Here is a 17173-nt window from a genome sequence, read left to right as displayed (position 1 = left end):
ACGGCGACAGTGACTGGCTTACTGAAGACTGAATAAAACTGGGAGGACTTCATGTTTGCGAAGATGAAGGCTGCGGCTGCGGCCGCTGCAGTGCTATCCGGTGTCATGCTATCCGGAATCGGCGTGTTCGGCCTCAGCGCCGGCGCGGCTCTCGCCAAGGAAACCATCAAGGTTGGCATCTGCGTCTCTTGGCCGGGCTATTCCTTCTATCAGGTGGTCAAGGAAAAGAACCTGGCGCCCGATTACGATATCCAGCAGACGATTTTCGAAGATCCGGTGGGGGGCCATTCGGCACTCGCTGCCGGCCAGATCGATGTCTTCTATTGCACCAATGACTATTCGCCGATCGCCGTCGAGCAGAACACCGATGAGGTCAATGTCACCTATACCAGCCCCTCTTACGGTGTCGATCAGATCGCGCTCGCCCCGAAGACGGAGCCCAAGGACCTGAAGGGCAAGAAGATCGCCGCACCGCAGGCTTATATTGGGCAATTGCTGATGGGCGTCTGGCTCGACAGCCAGGGCATCAAGACCAACGATGTGCAATGGGTCAATCTCAATGCCGATGAAGCCATCGGCCCGATGATCTCCGGCGATCTCGCCGCCGCCTATGTCTACGAACCGTGGCTTTCCAAGCTGATCGCCGCCCAGCCCGGCGCGCGCAGCGTCACCAATACCGCCGATCCAGAAATCCTGAAGACCGGCATCTTCATGGATGTGATCTATATGAACAAGAGCTTCATCGCCAAAAATCGCAAAGCCGCTTTGGACATGCTGAAGGCGCATTTCCTCGCCGTTCAGGCTTGGCACGACGACACGGCCGGCGTGAACCAGATCTTTGCCGACTATCTCAAATGGCCGATTGAAGATGTGCAGGGCGTCATCGGCACCAATGGTAAATTCCTGAAGGGTGGCGTCTATGTCTTCGATTTCGACGAAGCCGCCCGGGTCTGTGGCGTGCTCGATGGCGATGCGCCGCTCGGCCTGAAGAACGGCGCTGCCTATGACGCCATGGCGCTGATTAATAGCTGGTGGCAAAAGCTCGGCCTGATGAAGACCACCATCGATCCCAAGAAGGCCATGGATTGCACCTTGATGGCCGATCTGGTCAAGGCAGGCTTCCGCCAGTCGATCAAGGAGCATTGATAAAAACAGGTCCGAGAAAATAACAAATGGGGAGAGGATCTATGCTCAAGCGTAAATTATTGGCGGCGGCTGCCCTGACACTATCCGTCATGGCCTTGCCGAACCCCGGCACGGCGATGGCGGCTGAGAAGGTCAAGGTCGGCCTTTGTGTCTCCTGGCCGATCCACACGATGCAGGAAGTCGCCAAGGAAAAGAACCTGCTGAAGGATTACGATGTGGAACTGACCAATTTCGAGGACCCGATCGGCGGTCACTCGGCCTTGGCGGCGGGCCAAATCGATGTCCTCTACTGCACCAATGATTACGCGCCCATTGCCGCGGAACAGGGCGCCAATGAGGTCAATGTCACCCTGACCAGCCCTTCATATGGCGTCGATCAGATCGCGCTTGCGCCGAAGATCGAAGCAAAAGATTTGAAAGGCAAGAAGGTCGCGGCCCCCCAGGCTTTCATCGGCGAATTGATGATGGGCGTCTGGCTCGACGGCCAGGGGATCAAGCCCAGTGAAGTCACCTGGGTCAATCTCAACGCCGATGAGGCCGTGGGACCGATGATCTCCGGCGATCTCGCCAGCTCTTATCTCTACGAACCCTGGCTCTCCAAACTGACCGGTGCCATGCCCGGTGCCCGAAGCGTTGCAACCACCGCCGATCCGGAGATCCTGAAGACGGGCATGTTCATGGATGTGATGTTCATGAACAAGACCTTCATCGCTGAGCGCCGGCACGTGGCGCTCGATGTGTTGAAAACCCACTGGCTCGCAGTCAAAGCCTGGAATGAGGATACGGCGGGGGTGAACAAGGTCATCGCTGATTTCCTGAAATGGCCGGTCGAAGATGTGCAAAGCGTTGTCGGCACCACCGGCAAGTCGCTGAAAGGCGGCGTCTATATCCTCGATTTCGACGAGGCGGCGCGGCTTTGCGGCGTACTCGACGGCGATGCGCCTCTGGGCCTGAAGAACGGTCAGGTCTACGATGCCATGGCTTCGATCAACGATTGGTGGATGAAGCTTGGCCTGATGAAGAGCAAGATCGATCCAAAACAGGCGATCGATTGCAGCCTGATGGGCGATCTCGCCAAATCCGGCTTCCGTCAATCGATGACCGACCATCAAGGCTAGGCGTCACGATCGACCATGCGTAACCGTGGCCGGCCCGGGTGCCTAGCATCCTGGTGCCGGCCACCGCTCAACCGAGGCTGATAGCTGATGCAGTATCAATCACCGCTGACACCGCGCGCCAAGCGCTGGCTGGAGATCCGCAAGCCGATCTCACGCCGCACCACCATCATTCTCGGTGTCTCGCTCTGGGCCGCTTTTTTCATTATCTGGGAAGCGGCGGTGAAAGCCGGCTTCGTGACCGAATTGCTGATGCCCAGTCCGACAAGGGTGCTGTCGACGCTGGCCGGCCTGCTCTCGACGCCGGATTTCCTGATGGATATCGGCGCCAGCATGCTGCGCATCGCCATCAGTTTTTTGATGGCCTGCATCGTCGCCGTACCGCTCGGCATCGCCATGGGGACCTTCCGGGTGCTGGAGGCTTTCTTCAATCCTTTCATGGCCGCCTGGCGGTATCTGCCGGCCCCTTCCTTCATCCCGGTCCTGCTGATGTGGTTCGGCACCGGCGAAGGACCGAAGCTCGCCCTTCTCTTCATCGGCGTGGTGTTCTTCCTGATCACCCTGGTGATGGATTACACCAAGCAGGTGCGCCAGGAATTCGTCGAGACCTCGATGACCCTCGGCGGCAACCGGAAGCAGATCCTCTGGACTGTGATCGTGCCCGCCGTGCTCCCTAATGTCGTGGTCGCCATGCGGCAGATGATGGCGGTCAGCTGGACCTATCTGGTGATCGCCGAGATCGTCGCCTCCACCAATGGCATCGGCGCTATGATGATGCGCGCCCGCCGCTTCCTGCATACCGATGAGATCATGGCCGGCATCGTCGTCATCGGCGTCCTCGGCCTGCTCTGCGATATGGCCTTCCGCTGGCTTCACCGCCTGATGTTCCCCTATGTCGAGGAGAGCGCAAGATGAGCGCGCCCAAACTCTCCCTCCGCGAGATCGGCAAGCGATACCAGATCGGCTCCAATACCGAGATCGAGGCGATCCATCGCGTTTCCTTCGAGGTGATGGAAAACGAAATCTGCGTCCTGCTCGGTCCTTCCGGCTGCGGCAAATCCACCGTGTTGCGCATGGTGGCCGGCCTGGAGGAACCCAGCAGCGGCGCCATGACATTGGATGGTCGCCAGATCGAGGGCCCCGGCCGTGACCGTGGCATGGTGTTCCAGGCCTATACCAGCTTCGACTGGCTCACCGTGCAGCAGAATGTCGAATATGGTATGCGGCTGCAGCACGTGCCGGCGCCGGAACGTGCCCGCCGCGCCCAGCATTTCCTCAACCTCGTGCATCTCTCGAAATTCGCCCAGGCCTATCCGAAGCAGCTCTCGGGCGGCATGAAGCAGCGCGTGGCTATCGCCCGCACCCTCGCCAACGATCCTGAGATGCTGCTGATGGATGAGCCCTTCGGCGCGCTCGATGCCGAGACCCGCTGGCATATGCAGGAGCTGATGATCTCCATCGCCGAGGAAACCCAGACGACGATCCTCATGGTCACCCATGACATCGAGGAAGCGATCTACACAGCCGACCGCATCGTCTTCCTCTCGCGCCATCCCGGCACCGTCGCCGCCAATATCGTGCCCGCTTTCAAGCTCGGCAAAAGATGGCGCCGCAAGGAGGAAGTCCTGGAGCTAGATGGCTATGCCGAGCTGGAACGCGACATCATGAAACTGATGCGCCAACAGGCCACTGATGAGGTCCAGGCGGTGGCGTGATACCAGATCGGTCAATAGTCATTGCACAACATCGGAAACAAGCAAGGTTGTCACCCTCGGGCTTGACCCGAGGGTCCACGGCAGAAGCCGGACACGTTGTCGGATGGTAATGACTGCCGGGTGCGCGTCAGGCAATAGTCGTCAGTCCCCACGATGAACCCTCGGATCAAGTCCGAGGGTGACAAGCGAGAGCGCATCTGCGCTGTGCGATACTCGGCGATAACAACTAAGCGCGCCTGCCTAGCTCGCCGCCGAAGGCGGCCTTGCCAGCTTCTGGTCGAGCGCCGCCAAAGCATCCAGCAACGCGGTGCGGACCCGGCCCGTGTCGCTGGCCTCGACCTGGTCCAAGTTGAGATGTAGATCGAGCCCGCTCATGTGTTCGCTAAGCACATGGAGCGAGCGGTCGGCGCTGCTCAACAGGCCTTCCACCGCATAAGGGATGACCTCGCGCTGGATGCCCTTCATGGTGATGGGCGGCAAGGGTGTGGCGATGACGATATCCTGCACCAGGGCATAGGTCTCGTAGCTGATGACGATGGTCCCCGCCTCCGCCGCCGTTTGCAGCCGTGCGGCGAGATTGGCTTCGGCACCGATGATCGTGTAATCCATCCGGTCGTTGCTGCCGAAATTGCCGACATTGCAATAGCCCGTATTGATGCCCATGCGGACGATGAAAGGCCGCTCGGTGCCCTCGTGGCGCCATTTCGCTTTCAGCTCCCCCAGGCGCTTTTGCATATCCACCGCCATGTAAAGGCAAGCCTTGGCATCCTCCGCCGCCCCCCTCGTCTCCGGGTCGCCAAAGAAAACCAGGATCGCATCACCGATGAATTTGTCGATCGTACCGCCATATTTCAGCGCGATGCTCGACATCTCGGTCAGATATTCGTTCAGCATCGAGGTCAGTGCCTCCGGCTGAAGACGTTCGGTGGTCGCGGTGAAATCCTTGATATCGGAAAAGAAGATCGTCAGGCGCTTCCGTTCGGTATGGATGATGACATCCCTCTGGCCGCTGAAAATGCTCTTATAGATCTGCGGCGAGAGATAGCGCGAGATCTTCAATGAGATCGTCGCCAGGAAATTGTTCGTCGCTTCCAACTCGCGATTGACGGCCTGGATGATCGCGCCCTGCCGGCGCTGCAGCAGAATGAAGCCGATCCCCGCCGCGCCGACGAAGAAGAAATAAATCAGCAGATACTTGAAGGAAAAGATATTCGCGGCAAAGGGCTGCGTGATGCTCACTTCCTGGATGCCGCGCACATCGCCTACCCTCCAGTCCGTCTTCGGACTGTCCGGATTGCTGTTATGGCATTTGACGCAGGCAGCTCCCATGATGATGGGCGTTATGAGGCGATAAGTATTGCTGAAGCCGGCCCGGGTGACGGTGGCCATCTCCTGATCCGGATTGTGCCGCAATCGCGCCAGAGCGTTTTGTTCGAAAGCATCCATCGGATGCGGTGCCCGTCCCTTGAAGGGCAGGTCGGAGATGAAACGGTAACTGATATTGGCCTGCTTCTCTTGAATGACACGGCCAAGCTCCAGCGAGAGCGTCGCAGGGATGGGAATGCCGCCCGGCACGGATTCATAATTGTGCACCGGCTTTACCTCGCCCGGCGCGGCCAGCACGCGGGTGATGACATTATTGGCATAATAGGCGCGAATGCTGCTGACGACTGAGCTGAGATCCTCAGATTGGCGCTTCAGCATGTTTTTCGACAAGGTGCTGATATCGAGCCAGACGGCCAGCGGCAATCCCGCCAGCATGACCAGAACCAACAGGACCAGCAATTTTCCGCCGAACGGATGAATTGCCCTGCCGGGCAAGCTGGTCTCGCTTTGTGCCATGGCGCGCAGCTTCCTGTAAGCAGCTTTCCGGTGACAGGATCTGCCCGCAGGCCATGGGCCGTGCCGGGCAAATCGGCGGCCTCGCCTCATTGGCGGATTATCTTTTTGCGATTTGCGCAGAGCATGCACCTCTGCCCGGAGGCAGGCAAGATGCTGCGGCCCGTTTAGGACTATAAATCTCCCGCTGAGAGGGATGATGGCCCAATGATAACGACGTCCCCGATCAGGAAGTGCGTCGTTATCGTGTCTTTTATTTCGTATGTCCTAGGGCGCTAGGCGGCGGCGAGTTGCGAACCGAAGTCGAACTTTTCTCCTCGTCCCCGCTTGCCGGTTTTTCGAATTCCGAAGTAACAACAGCTTCCTTGGACGCCTCCTCGCCGGCGCCCTCCTCCGCCTTTTCCTTCTCTTCTTCCTGGCGCAGGATGACCGTTTGGATCGGCGCGGCGAGCCGAATGCCGAGTTCCGCAAACCGCTTCTTCAGGCGGCGATTGAATTCACGCTGCACGCCCCAACGGCCGCTATCGGTGCAGACAATCTGTCCGACGATGGTCGCGGTATGGCCATCGACATCGTCGACACCCCAAAGCTGAAGATCGCTGCGCATTGCATATTTGAAGTTCTCGTCTTCGCGCATGTCCAAGGCGATCTGCTTCAAGGTCTCGCCGACTTTGTCGGTATCTTCCTGGGCATCGACGACGACTTTGATAGAAGCATTGCCCACGCCGCGATTGACATTGGTGACCGTGGTCACCGCGCTGAAGGGCACGATATGCACCGCGCCGTCGCCGGCCCGCAACCGAATGGTACGGATCGACAGCTTCTCCACCGTGCCGGAGAGGCCCGAGGCGGTGACGAAATCGCCGACCTGCATCGCGTTTTCCAGCAGCAGGAAGATGCCGGTGATGAAATCCTGCACCAGTTTTTGCGAACCGAAGCCGAGGGCGACGCCAATGATGCTGGCGCCGGCCAGCAGCGGCGCGATATTGACGCCGATCTCGCTCAGCAGCGTAAAGATCACCACCACCGATACCAGGATCAGCAGCACGGTCCGCAGGATGGGAACCAAGGTGCGCAACCGCGCCGCATGGGCATAATCGCCCCGCCGGTCGAGCCGGGTCATATGCCGGTCGATGGCGATATTGGCTCCTTCCCAAACGGCCACGGCGATGATCGCGGCGATGGCGACGGTGATCACCGCCGAGATGAGACGGCTGCCGATCCGACTGCCGCTGAACCAGTCGAAAGCGTCGAAGCCCCAAACCTGCAGCAGGGCAATGGCCGTCACCACGGCGATCAGAGCCGTCACCACACCGCGCAGCAGCGGATAGTAGCGGTTACTGCGATCCTTGAGGCCGGGAAAGCGCCGTTCGAGATCGACATTGATCTTGAACAGCCGGTCGAAGCCGCCAAGCACGATCATCGCGACCAGCCGCGCCACGATCAGCACCACGCCGGTCCACAGGCAAAACTCCATCAGCTTGGCAAAACCGTGGCGGCGGTCGATCGCCCAGACCACCCAGCTCGCCAGCACCAGGAATATCGCGAAGAAATACCACAGATCGGCCAGCTGATTGCGGAAGACCACGATCGGCCCACGGCGCTCCGTCCCGTCGGGCCGTGGCTTGGCCCGCAACCAGGCCCCCACCGTATGCCGGCATTGCAGGATGATGATGACGAGATAGATATGAATGATCAGCGAGACGATCTTGATCAGCGTTTCATAGCCGCTATGGGTCAGCCCGAACAGCTTCGCCACTTCCGCAACGGCGCCGCCGAACAAGGCGGTGGCCACCAGGCGGAAGAACCAGATCTCAATATAGGCGCCGGTCTCGTCGCGGACCGGCAGCAGGCGCAAGCCGGCGGTCGAGGATTGTACGAAGAGCCGGACGACGCAGCCCACGGCGCGGGTCAGGACATAGGCGTTGACCAGGGCAACACCCGCCAGCCGAATGGTCTGCGCGTTGATATTCGCCCCATTGGCCAAAGGCGTGCTCAACAGCGCATTGCCGATCATCGCGAAGGCAACCACCGGCAAAAGGTCGAGAACGAAACGCAGAATTGCCAAAGGCAGCCGGCGCAGCAAGGCAAAGTCCCGGCCCGGCTTGGCCGCCACCTCATAATGCGGCTCGATATCGCCGGGATCGATATCGCTCGGCGTGGACTCAGCCCGATCGGCGACAGTGTCATTTACCGGCGTGACACGGCGTTCGATTGCGGAAATCGGACGGCGCAACAAATAGCGGATCACCCATTCGCCCAGCAGCGCGCAAGCGAAGATCGCACCCAGGCGCCAGATGGCATTGATCAAGGTCATGCGCGCCAGCGGATCGCGCAGCATATTCTGGAACCAGTTCCACAGGCGCGGCAGATCGGCGATTGATTTGGCGCTGGTGCCGAGTTGATCGCCGAAATCGTCCAGCCAGGACGCCACCTGCACCATCAATTCCGCCCCCAGGCTGTCGGCCTCGAGGGCACTGGCCGCAGCTGCTTCGGCCGGTTTTTCCGCCGGTGGTGCCGCCGGTGGCGCCGCCTGTGTCGATGCCGGAGCGGGTGCCGGTGCGGGTGCCGGTGCCGGAGCGGGTGTCTGCGGCGATGCCTGAGTTTGTTCGGCAGGATGTGCCGTGCCCTGTGCCGGAGCCTGACCCTTGGGTGCCGGCTGTGCCGGCTGTGTCGTCTCGGCTGCGGCAATGGCCTTCAGCACATTGATGAACTGATGCCGCTTGGCATCGTCCTGCAGTACCTCAAGCGCCTGTCTTGCCTGCTCCGGGGTCAGAGAATTGGCCGCGGTCGCCGCGGCTCCGTTCGGCGCCGGGGCCGCCTGTTGGGCGATTGCGGACCGCCCGGCGGTAAGGCCGGCCAGGATCATCATGATCAAAAGGAAAACCGGGACGGAGCGAGGGCTGCGCTTCATGGGTGTCCGACAAACTCCAGTGAAAAGACAGGTTGGAATTGAAACAGAGCGAATTTAAGAGGCGAGCCGATGGGACCGGTAATTGGCGCCGTGCCAAGACATTATTGAATGGGACATCCGAGATCCCCGATCATCCGAAGCGACCACCGATAACCAGATATCGATGAGCAGGCAATGCGTTTCCCCACAACATAATCCATGGCGATTCGTGCAAATTCACGCACATAACAAGCAGAGCTCACGTGCATCGCAAGAACATACCCGCCACAGCCTATCAAAATCAGTTGAACTGGCCGCGGGCAGCACCGGCAATAGCAGATAAATCGCCATTACAACTTTAAATACATATGCTATAGATACGGCTACTTTAACGAGAATCATGCTGAGCGATGCCGCGCTATTCCTTGCCATCTGCCGCTTTTCTACTGATCGCCCTGCTCTCCGGGCCAGTCCTGTCCGGGCTGGTCCTGGCCGGGCCGGCTTGGGGCGATACGACCGCGACACCCGAGTCATGCCACGCGGCGCAAACCGGCGACAATGCCATGGCGGTAGCCTGCAGCGAGCTTGGCCAGGCGCTCTTCGCGCGGGGCGACGATCGCGGCGCCGAGGCTGTGCTCGCGGATGCCTGGCGGCTCCGTCCCGGTTCGCGTCAGGTCTATGGCCAGCTCAACGCGCTTTACTTGAAGCAGCGCCGCTTGGATGACGCGATCAAGCTGACACGCGAAGCGATCCAGGCCCATCCGGATGACGCCAAGCTGCAATCCTTTCTCGGCTCCATGCTGATGATGACAGGCGACAATATCGGCGCCGAGGCAGCCTTGCGCCGCGCCCAGCTGGGCCTGCCTGACGATCCTGACGTCCTGAGCAATCTCGGCTTCGTCCTGTCGGCGCAGAAACGTTCTGCGGAGGCAGTGCCTTTGTTTCGGCGTGCCCTTGCCCTGCAACCCACCGATTTTGCTGCCAATCGTGGCCTTGGCGACGCATTGCTTATCCTGGGCGATGATGCCGGTAGTGCAGCGGCCTATGAAATTGCTTATCAACAGGACCCGACCAGCCGGCCGGTTGTTCAGGGCTTTTGCGTCGCATTGCTGCATTTAGGAAAGGATGATGCGGCTATCGACCTGCTCAAACATCATCTTCGTGCCGATCCGCAGGACGGCGAAGGCTATTACTATTTGGGCAAACTCTATCTGATGCAGGACCGCCGCGCTGAGGGTGAAGCGGCGCTCAACAAAGCAAAAGCACTCGGCTTTCAGGTGCCGTGATCTTTCCCAACGAGGACGCTACCACACATTGGCGACCGGGCGCTGGCCGAGCCATTCCTCGATGCGCAGCCGTGTCTTCGGCGAAATATCGGGCGGCAGGCGGTCGGGCGGGAACCAGCCGATCTCGGTGATTTCCATCCGGTCGGCGGGATGCGCGGTGCCGCTGAATGCCGTGACTTCATACAGGATCGGATAATCGATCATGCCGTTATAATGATGCAGATAGACCTGCAGCAGCCGGGGCGTGGCGGTCAGCTCAAGTCCCACCTCCTCGCGCAGTTCGCGGCGGATGCCATCGGCCGGCGCTTCGCCACGCCGCAGGCCGCCGCCGGGCAGATACCAATCGAAGCGATAGGTATGTTTGACCAACAGGATCTCGCCTTGTGCATTGCGGACGATGGCGCAGATGCCGATCGCCTTCATGCCCCACAGATGCCTCAAGACGTTACGCAATCTTTCCAGATAGGGATAGGACCGGCGCAACACCGCCCAATGCAACATGTAATCTCCCCGCCCGACCGCCACGTGTCGCAGGATTTTGATTGCCGGACGCTAAAGCGCTCCACGGGATGCGTCAACGCCTCGCGCAACGCGCCTCGACGATTACAGTTCTGCGCCCTTTACTACTATCCGGCGTACTACCAGACGGGTATAATCGACGAAATTCAAGCCATTGACCCAATTGGCGGTAAAAATAGATGAGAGGCTGTTAGCAAGTCTAATCGCATAATTTGCAACTGACTTTGCCACGCAGGCGAACGAGGCGGACTGCCGGCACAAACGCGGGATGCGCAGCTCTGGATGCGATTAGGACCACCATCAAGAAGACGAATATCGATGCCGTTGCATGCGGCATTGGCTGTGCGGGCCCTAATATGCGGCCCGACATTCTTGGGGAAAGCCATCGCGCATGAAGCGAAAACAATGCCTGGCCAATCTCGGTCCCGTTCTTCTGGCGACGACCTTGCTGCTGCCGTCCGTTCCATTCCTGGCCCGTACCGCGGTGGCCGATCCAAGAGACGATGCGCCGTCGGATCTGGGTGATTCACCCCGCACCTCGTTCCCCACGAAGAGCGGCACAGGAGCAAGCACCGCGCCGCGGCGTGGCAGCATCGATGCGCCCGCCCCGACCGCCAGCGCCGCGACACTCGCCAATCCCCGGACAGGATCGGATTTCATCGCGCTCGGCAATCAGCTTCATCAACAGCGCAAATTCAATGCCGCCATCGAGGCTTATGAAAACGCGGTCCGGCGCGACCCGATGAATGCCCAGGCCTATTTCAATCTGGGCCGCGTCTATTTCGACCAGTATCGCCTGAATGAGGCGATCGCGGCCTATCAGCAGGCGGTGGATCTCGATCCGCATTCCGCTGCCGGCTATAACGAGCTCGGCCTCACTTTCAAGCACCGGCGCCGGTTCAGCGACGCCATCGTCGCTTATCGACGCGCGATCGAGCTTAATCCCCACAATGCCGCCACCTATAACAATCTTGGCAATGTCCTCTACCAGGCGCGCCAATATGACGACGCGGTCCCGATGTTCCACAAGGCGATCGAACTGGATCCAAAACAGGTCGAACCGATGATCGGCCTTGGCTCCGTGCTCTATAGCCAGGGCAAGGTGAATGAAGCTGTCGCGATCTTGCAGCACGCAATCACGGTCGATCCGAAATCAGGCGCGGCCTACTTCAATCTGGGCGTCGCCCAGCAGGCCGCCAGGAATCTGCCCCAATCCGCTGCGGCCTTTCGCAAAGCTGCGGCTCTTCCCCCCGCCGCAACCGCAGCTCCCGCCTATAACAATCTCAGCAACGTGCTGCGGGAAATGCAGGATCTGCCGGGCGCCATCGCCGCCGCCCGCAAGGCAGTCTCGCTCGCCCCCGCTTACGCCCCGGCCTATCGCAATCTGGGACAGGCCTTGCTGGCTGCCGGCGAGACCGCCAAGGGCAATGCGGCCTTGGCCAAGGCACAAAAACTCGACAGCCAGCACTGACCGCGACAATGCCGCAGGCCACAACATTTGCGTCGAAGCTTCCGCACGAACTCAAGCTTTTGCCGAAAGGTTTACGCTTCCTTAACGCGCTTTGACGAAGACTGTCGCAGGCTGTCATTCGGCGGCAACAGTTGGAAGGAATCGGGAAGAGATCGTCATGTATGGGCTTCGCCAGCTAAGACGCCGGACTGCAACACTCCTCGTCCTGTATCTCTGGCTGCATGTGCCCCTGATCGCGCTTCTCGCCTGGCTGCTATCGGGGCCGTTGCTGGCCGCGACCGGCGCGGCGATCGCCCTCGCCGGCCTGGCGAGCCTGGTCTGGCGGCTCGATCCCACCGGTCAGGCGACGCGGCATGTCACCGGCATCGGCCTGATGCTGATGGTCGGCCTCCTGGTCTATCTGCTGACCGGCAACGTTTGGCAGATCGATCTGCATCTCTATTTCTTCGCCGCCCTGGCGATGCTGACGCCGTTTTGCGATTGGCGCGTCATCGCCTCCGCCGCCGCGACGATCATTCTCCATCACCTGTTGCTCTATTTCCTGCAGCCGCTTGCCGTCTTCCCCGAAGGCGCCGATTTCGGCCGCATCCTGCTGCATGCCGCCCTCATCGCCCTGGAATCTGCCACCTTAATCTGGCTCTCCACCTGTCTCGTCCGCATGGCCGAGGCCTTCGGCATCGCGCGGCAGCGGGCGGAACAGGCACAAAGCCAGGTACAGCATCTCTCCGGCGTCGAACATGCCCATGCCGAAAAGGCCGATGCCCGGCGGCGGAATATCGACGAACTGGTCGATACCCTCCTGCGCAACCTGCAGGCGCTCGGCCAGGCCGTCGCCGCCACCTCGGCTTCCCTGCGCGAACAGGCGACGGCGATGCACCGCACCGCGGGCTCGACCAGGCAGGGCAGCACGGCGGTGCTCGGCGCCGCAGAACGCGCCTCGGGCAATGTCGATCTGGTCTCCCAGGCGGCCGGGAACCTGTCCCAATCGGTGCAGGATGTCTCCCATAAAATCGGCGCCTCAGCCCGGATCGCCAGCAATGCGCTGGAAGCCGCGGAACGCACCAATCAGACTGTCGTCGGCCTCGCCAATACTTCCGGCCAGATCGGCGCCGTGGTGCAGATGATCAACGACATCGCCTCCCAGACCAATTTGCTGGCGCTCAATGCCACCATCGAAGCCGCGCGGGCCGGCGAGGCCGGCAAGGGCTTTGCCGTCGTCGCCTCGGAAGTGAAGAGCCTCGCCATGCAGACCGGCAAGGCGACGGAAGAGATTTCCCGCCAGATCGCCGCCATGCAATCGGTCAGCGATGCCACCGTCCTTGCCATACGCGGCATCGGCGACACCATCCGTGACCTGCATGGCCATGTCTCGGCAGCGGAAGAAGCCATCGTCGCCCAGCAAGCCGCTACGGGCGTCATCGCCCGCAATGCTGCCGAAGCCGCCGACGGGGCCGGCATGGTCAGCCGCAGCCTCGGCGGCGTCACCCAGTCCGCCGATGCGACCGGCGGCATCGCCGATGCCATCGCCGCCGCCGCCGACAAGCTGGATCATGAGACGCAAGGCCTCGCCAAACGAATGAGCGACTTCATCGCCCGCATCCGCGCGGCATGATGCATAGCAGCGTGACGCCCTACTTCGCCGGCCGTTGCAGGCGCATCACGACTTTCACCGTCTCGCGTAATCCCCGATGCAGGACCCAGCCGGCGATAGAGCGGCGGTGACCGCCCGCTCTCGCCACTTCCCACCGCGACCAGGGCTTAGCATCGGCTCCATACCAAACAGTTTCTCCTCAACCTTATAGTGTCATCGCACATCGCCCACCGAACCCCCGTTGTCACCTCGGATTTGATTCGAGGGTCCATCGGAGAGGCTGATGAAAGACACGGCATTAGCACCATTCCATCAGCCTCATCTGACATCCTGCGGCAAACGCAACCTGCGGGCTTGACCGGCCGGCTTATCCCGGCAACAAGGAATGACCCTTGATGTCCTAGCGGAAACTGTGGATTGATTGCCCGCCGCACCGTTCTCTATCTCGGCCTGTCGCAGCTTATCTGCTGGGGTACGGTCTATTATCTGATCGGTGGCTTCGGCGATCTGATGGCCGCCGATCTCGGCTGGAGCCAGTCGCTGATTTATGGCGGTTTCTCCCTGGCTCTGCTGGTCATGGGCCTCGTCTCGCCGCTGATCGGCCGGCTGATCGACCGATATGGCGGCCGCGTCGTCATGCTGATCGGATCCTTCTGCAGCGCCATCGGCTGCATCACTTTGGCATCAGCCTACGGTATCGTCAGCTATTACGCGGCCTGGTTCTGTCTCGGCCTCGCCATGCGGCTCACACTTTACGAGGCGGCTTTCGCCGCTCTGGCGCGGATTGGCGGCCCGCTTGCGCGCCGGCCCATCGCGCAGATCACCTTGCTCGGCGGCCTCGCTTCCAGCGTCTTCTGGCCGCTCGGCCATATGCTTGCCGAGCATCTCGGCTGGCGCGGCGCGCTCTTCATCTATGCGGCACTCGCCTTGCTCACCGTGCCGCTGCATCTCGCCATTCCGAACAGGCGCTATCAAATCCCGGGCAAGGCGGGCCTATCCGCCGATACCCTGCCATCGCAGCCTGTGCCTGCCTTCACGCCACTGGCCAGAACCAAGCAGGAGCGGTTTCTGGCCGGCGGCCTTTATGCGCTGATCGCCATGTGCACCAATTTCCTCAATGCTGGCATGTCAGCCCATATGATCGCGCTGCTGGGCGGCCTCGGCCTCGCCGCCGGCATCGCCGTCTCGACCGCCGCCTTGCGCGGCATCGGGCAATCATCGGCGCGAGCCTGCGAGGTTCTGTTCGGCGGCCGCCTGCATCCGCTGGCGCTCAATCTCGTCGCTATCGCCTTGCTGCCGGTCTGCTTCCTGGCCGGCCTGTTCAGCGGCCAATGGCCGATCGCCGGCATGGCTTTTGCCTTTCTCTATGGCGCAGGCAATGGCATCGCCACCATCACCCGCGGCACCCTGCCTTTGGTGCTGTTCGATCCCGGCAGTTACGGCGCCATCACCGGCAAATTGCTGGTCCCCAGTTTTCTGGCCGCCGCGGCAGCGCCTTTGCTCTACGCCTTCATCATCGAAAAAGCCGGAGACCTCGCGGCGATCTCGTTTTCCCTCGTGCTCGGCCTGGTCACTTTCGCTGCCTCCCTGCTGCTCAAATGGCAGTTCCAGCCAGGCAGGCACCGTTAAGGCTCGACATGGGCGCTTGCCTCCCTTATCTGGTCAGCCGAACGAGACAGGATGAGGAAACAGGCATGCGCCTGATCGTTTTCGATATCGACGGCACGCTGGTGGACAGCCGGGAGATCATCCTGGCGATCCACCAACATATCTTTACCGCGCATGGCCTGCCGGTGCCGGCGGAGGAAGCGATCATGGGTTTGGTCGGCCTGTCGCATCGCGAAGTCTTCACCGCGCTGGTCGGCGCCGACGGCCCGATCGACAGCCTGATCGCCGGCTATAAGGAACGCGCCTGGGCGTTGCGCGCCGCCAATGCTTTTCCGGAACCTTTGTTTTCCGGCGCCGCCGATCTGGTCGATGCGTTGATCAAGCGTGGCGATTGCCGGCTCGCCGTCGCCACTGGCAAGGGCCGGCGCGGCACCGATCTGTTGCTGGAGCGCAATGGCTGGACGCCGCATTTCAGCAGCAGCCATACCAGCGACGACTGCCCTTCGAAGCCCGACCCGACGATGCTGCTCCGCGCCATGGCTGCGGCCGAGGCTAGACCTGCCGAGACCGTCATGATCGGCGATTCCGTCTTCGACATGCAGATGGCCCTCGCCGCCGGTGCGACACCGATCGGCGTCGCCTGGGGGCACCAGTCACCCGCCGCCTTGCGCAAGGCCGGCGCCACCGCCATCGCCGAGGATTTCACCGATCTGGCACGGCTGCTGGGCTGACCGCCGGCGTGGTGCTTTCCGGGATCACATCGACATCGGTGAGGTCGTCGGCCAGGCGCAGTTTCGGGAACCCCAGGCACCACAATCCCGTCACCACCATGGTGCAGATGCCGCCGAAGATGGCGGCCGGCACTGCGCCGACACTCGCCGCCACCATGCCGGCGCGGAAGCCGCCGAGTTCGTTTGAGGCATTGATGATCACGCCATTAACGGCGTTGACGCGGCCCCGCAGATGGTCCGGCGTCCAGAGCTGGATCAGCACGCCGCGGATATAGACGCTGATCATATCGGCCGCACCCATGACGATGAGGGCGATCACCGACACGGTCAGCGAGCGCGAGAGGCCAAAGACAATGGTGCCGAGGCCGAAGACCGCCACCGCCGCGAACATGATATGGCCGGCGCGCCGCCGTATCGGCCAGAAGCTGAGCAGCAGCGCCATGCTGAGGGCTTCAATGCCGGTCGCTGCCCGCAACAGGCCCAACCCGGTCGGACCGGCAACGAGAATGTCGCGGGCGAAGATAGGCAATAGCATGGCCGTGCTGCCGAGCAGGACGGCGAAGAGATCGAGCGTGGTTGCCCCCAGCACCACCTTTTCCTGCAGCACATATTTGACGCCGCCCACCAGCGCATCCAGCATGCGTTGCTCCTGCATGCGATGCTGCTCGCGATGACGCATGCCGAGAATGGCGACGGCCGCGATCGAGACCATCACCAGGGAATTGGTATAGGCAAAACCGGGCGAGATGCCGTAGAGCAGACCGCCCAGAGCCGGGCCGGCGACGATGGTCAATTGATGCGACGAGGTCGAAACCGCGAGCGCCGAGGCGATCTCCTCGCGTTCGACCAAGGTCGGCGCCAAGGCATCGGCAGCCGGCGTCAGGAAGGCCCGGCCGGCGCTCAAGCCGGCGATCAGTAGCAGGATCGGCCAGACCTGGGTGGTATCCTTGTCGGCTACCAGGAAGATCGCCAGCACGAACAGAAACTCGACGCCGAGGCAGATCGTCACAATGCGCTTGCGGGAAAAGCTGTCGGCCACGCTCCCGGTGACGAAGACCAGCAGGCAGGATGGCAGGAATTGCATCAGCCCGACGAGGCCGAGATCGACCGGATCGCTGGAAATGTCGTAGATCTTCCAGGCAATGGCGATGGTCAGCACTTCCGCCGCCAGGGCCGAGAGCAGTGAGCTGAGGATAAACAATCCGAAATCGCGCCGGCGCAGGACGGAAAGGACCGTCGGCTTGGCCGTCATGATGCTT

General features: G+C 61.3%; 13 protein-coding genes. 9 read left to right on the top strand and 4 right to left on the bottom strand.

The window, feature by feature from the left end:
• The first annotated feature begins 51 nt into the window (after positions 1-51).
• The 4 genes from SMD27_RS18625 (at position 52) to SMD27_RS18610 (ending at position 3976) form a co-directional block, all read left to right on the top strand.
• Positions 52-1146 carry an ABC transporter substrate-binding protein gene (locus SMD27_RS18625; RefSeq protein WP_320509939.1) on the top strand — a complete coding sequence of 365 codons (1095 nt, stop codon included), beginning with the start codon at positions 52-54 and terminating at the stop codon, positions 1144-1146.
• A 41-nt stretch (positions 1147-1187) separates the two neighbouring features.
• Positions 1188-2264, top strand: coding sequence for an ABC transporter substrate-binding protein (locus tag SMD27_RS18620; RefSeq protein ID WP_320509938.1), 1077 nt, complete (start codon positions 1188-1190; stop codon positions 2262-2264).
• Between the two features lie 87 nt (positions 2265-2351).
• A complete protein-coding gene (locus SMD27_RS18615) occupies positions 2352-3176 on the top strand; it encodes an ABC transporter permease (RefSeq protein WP_320509937.1) in 825 nt (274 codons plus the stop codon).
• Entirely contained in the window at positions 3173-3976 is an 804-nt protein-coding gene (locus SMD27_RS18610; protein ID WP_320509936.1) for an ABC transporter ATP-binding protein, read from the top strand. The genes SMD27_RS18615 and SMD27_RS18610 overlap by 4 nt, the downstream gene beginning before the upstream one ends.
• 240 nt (positions 3977-4216) lie before the next feature.
• Here the strand turns inward: SMD27_RS18610 and SMD27_RS18605 are convergent, their stop codons facing one another.
• Both SMD27_RS18605 and SMD27_RS18600 read right to left on the bottom strand, forming a co-directional pair.
• Entirely contained in the window at positions 4217-5818 is a 1602-nt protein-coding gene (locus SMD27_RS18605; RefSeq protein WP_320509935.1) for an adenylate/guanylate cyclase domain-containing protein, read from the bottom strand.
• Between the two features lie 250 nt (positions 5819-6068).
• Positions 6069-8729: a mechanosensitive ion channel domain-containing protein gene (locus tag SMD27_RS18600; protein WP_320509934.1), complete on the bottom strand. Its 2661-nt coding sequence runs from the start codon at positions 8727-8729 to the stop codon at positions 6069-6071.
• A gap of 389 nt (positions 8730-9118) precedes the next feature.
• On the opposite strand from SMD27_RS18600, the gene SMD27_RS18595 reads away from it, so the two are divergent.
• Positions 9119-9994, top strand: coding sequence for a tetratricopeptide repeat protein (locus SMD27_RS18595; protein ID WP_320509933.1), 876 nt, complete (start codon positions 9119-9121; stop codon positions 9992-9994).
• 18 nt (positions 9995-10012) lie between these two features.
• Here the strand turns inward: SMD27_RS18595 and SMD27_RS18590 are convergent, their stop codons facing one another.
• Positions 10013-10495: an NUDIX domain-containing protein gene (locus tag SMD27_RS18590; RefSeq protein WP_320509932.1), complete on the bottom strand. Its 483-nt coding sequence runs from the start codon at positions 10493-10495 to the stop codon at positions 10013-10015.
• Between the two features lie 409 nt (positions 10496-10904).
• Here SMD27_RS18590 and SMD27_RS18585 point away from each other — a divergent pair, with 409 nt between their 5' ends.
• The 4 genes from SMD27_RS18585 (at position 10905) to SMD27_RS18570 (ending at position 15914) form a co-directional block, all read left to right on the top strand.
• Entirely contained in the window at positions 10905-11984 is a 1080-nt protein-coding gene (locus SMD27_RS18585; protein WP_320509931.1) for a tetratricopeptide repeat protein, read from the top strand.
• Between the two features lie 157 nt (positions 11985-12141).
• A complete protein-coding gene (locus SMD27_RS18580) occupies positions 12142-13596 on the top strand; it encodes a methyl-accepting chemotaxis protein (protein ID WP_320509930.1) in 1455 nt (484 codons plus the stop codon).
• Positions 13597-13992: 396 nt separating this feature from the next.
• The gene (locus SMD27_RS18575) at positions 13993-15204 is read left to right on the top strand and encodes an MFS transporter (protein WP_320509929.1); all 1212 of its coding nucleotides are present in this window, start codon (positions 13993-13995) and stop codon (positions 15202-15204) included.
• A gap of 65 nt (positions 15205-15269) precedes the next feature.
• Positions 15270-15914, top strand: a complete 645-nt coding sequence (locus SMD27_RS18570) for an HAD-IA family hydrolase (protein ID WP_320509928.1) — start codon at positions 15270-15272, stop codon at positions 15912-15914.
• Here the strand turns inward: SMD27_RS18570 and SMD27_RS18565 are convergent.
• Positions 15886-17166, bottom strand: a complete 1281-nt coding sequence (locus tag SMD27_RS18565; RefSeq protein WP_320509927.1) for an MFS transporter — start codon at positions 17164-17166, stop codon at positions 15886-15888. The two genes, SMD27_RS18570 and SMD27_RS18565, sit on opposite strands and share 29 nt — an antisense overlap.
• Between the last annotated feature and the right edge of the window lie 7 nt (positions 17167-17173).

This window comes from Dongia soli, from assembly GCF_034044715.1.
Lineage (GTDB): Bacteria > Pseudomonadota > Alphaproteobacteria > Dongiales > Dongiaceae > Dongia_B > Dongia_B soli.
Note: the sequence above shows the minus strand (reverse complement) of the source record. Positions and strands in the feature narration are given on the sequence as shown.

Coding starts and splice junctions, on each gene's coding strand:
- SMD27_RS18625 (WP_320509939.1), top strand. CDS start 52: ATGTTTGCGAAGATGAAGGCTGCGGCTGCGGCCGCTGCAGTGCTATCC.
- SMD27_RS18620 (WP_320509938.1), top strand. CDS start 1,188: ATGCTCAAGCGTAAATTATTGGCGGCGGCTGCCCTGACACTATCCGTC.
- SMD27_RS18615 (WP_320509937.1), top strand. CDS start 2,352: ATGCAGTATCAATCACCGCTGACACCGCGCGCCAAGCGCTGGCTGGAG.
- SMD27_RS18610 (WP_320509936.1), top strand. CDS start 3,173: ATGAGCGCGCCCAAACTCTCCCTCCGCGAGATCGGCAAGCGATACCAG.
- SMD27_RS18605 (WP_320509935.1), bottom strand. CDS start 5,818: ATGGCACAAAGCGAGACCAGCTTGCCCGGCAGGGCAATTCATCCGTTC.
- SMD27_RS18600 (WP_320509934.1), bottom strand. CDS start 8,729: ATGAAGCGCAGCCCTCGCTCCGTCCCGGTTTTCCTTTTGATCATGATG.
- SMD27_RS18595 (WP_320509933.1), top strand. CDS start 9,119: ATGCCGCGCTATTCCTTGCCATCTGCCGCTTTTCTACTGATCGCCCTG.
- SMD27_RS18590 (WP_320509932.1), bottom strand. CDS start 10,495: ATGTTGCATTGGGCGGTGTTGCGCCGGTCCTATCCCTATCTGGAAAGA.
- SMD27_RS18585 (WP_320509931.1), top strand. CDS start 10,905: ATGAAGCGAAAACAATGCCTGGCCAATCTCGGTCCCGTTCTTCTGGCG.
- SMD27_RS18580 (WP_320509930.1), top strand. CDS start 12,142: ATGTATGGGCTTCGCCAGCTAAGACGCCGGACTGCAACACTCCTCGTC.
- SMD27_RS18570 (WP_320509928.1), top strand. CDS start 15,270: ATGCGCCTGATCGTTTTCGATATCGACGGCACGCTGGTGGACAGCCGG.
- SMD27_RS18565 (WP_320509927.1), bottom strand. CDS start 17,166: ATGACGGCCAAGCCGACGGTCCTTTCCGTCCTGCGCCGGCGCGATTTC.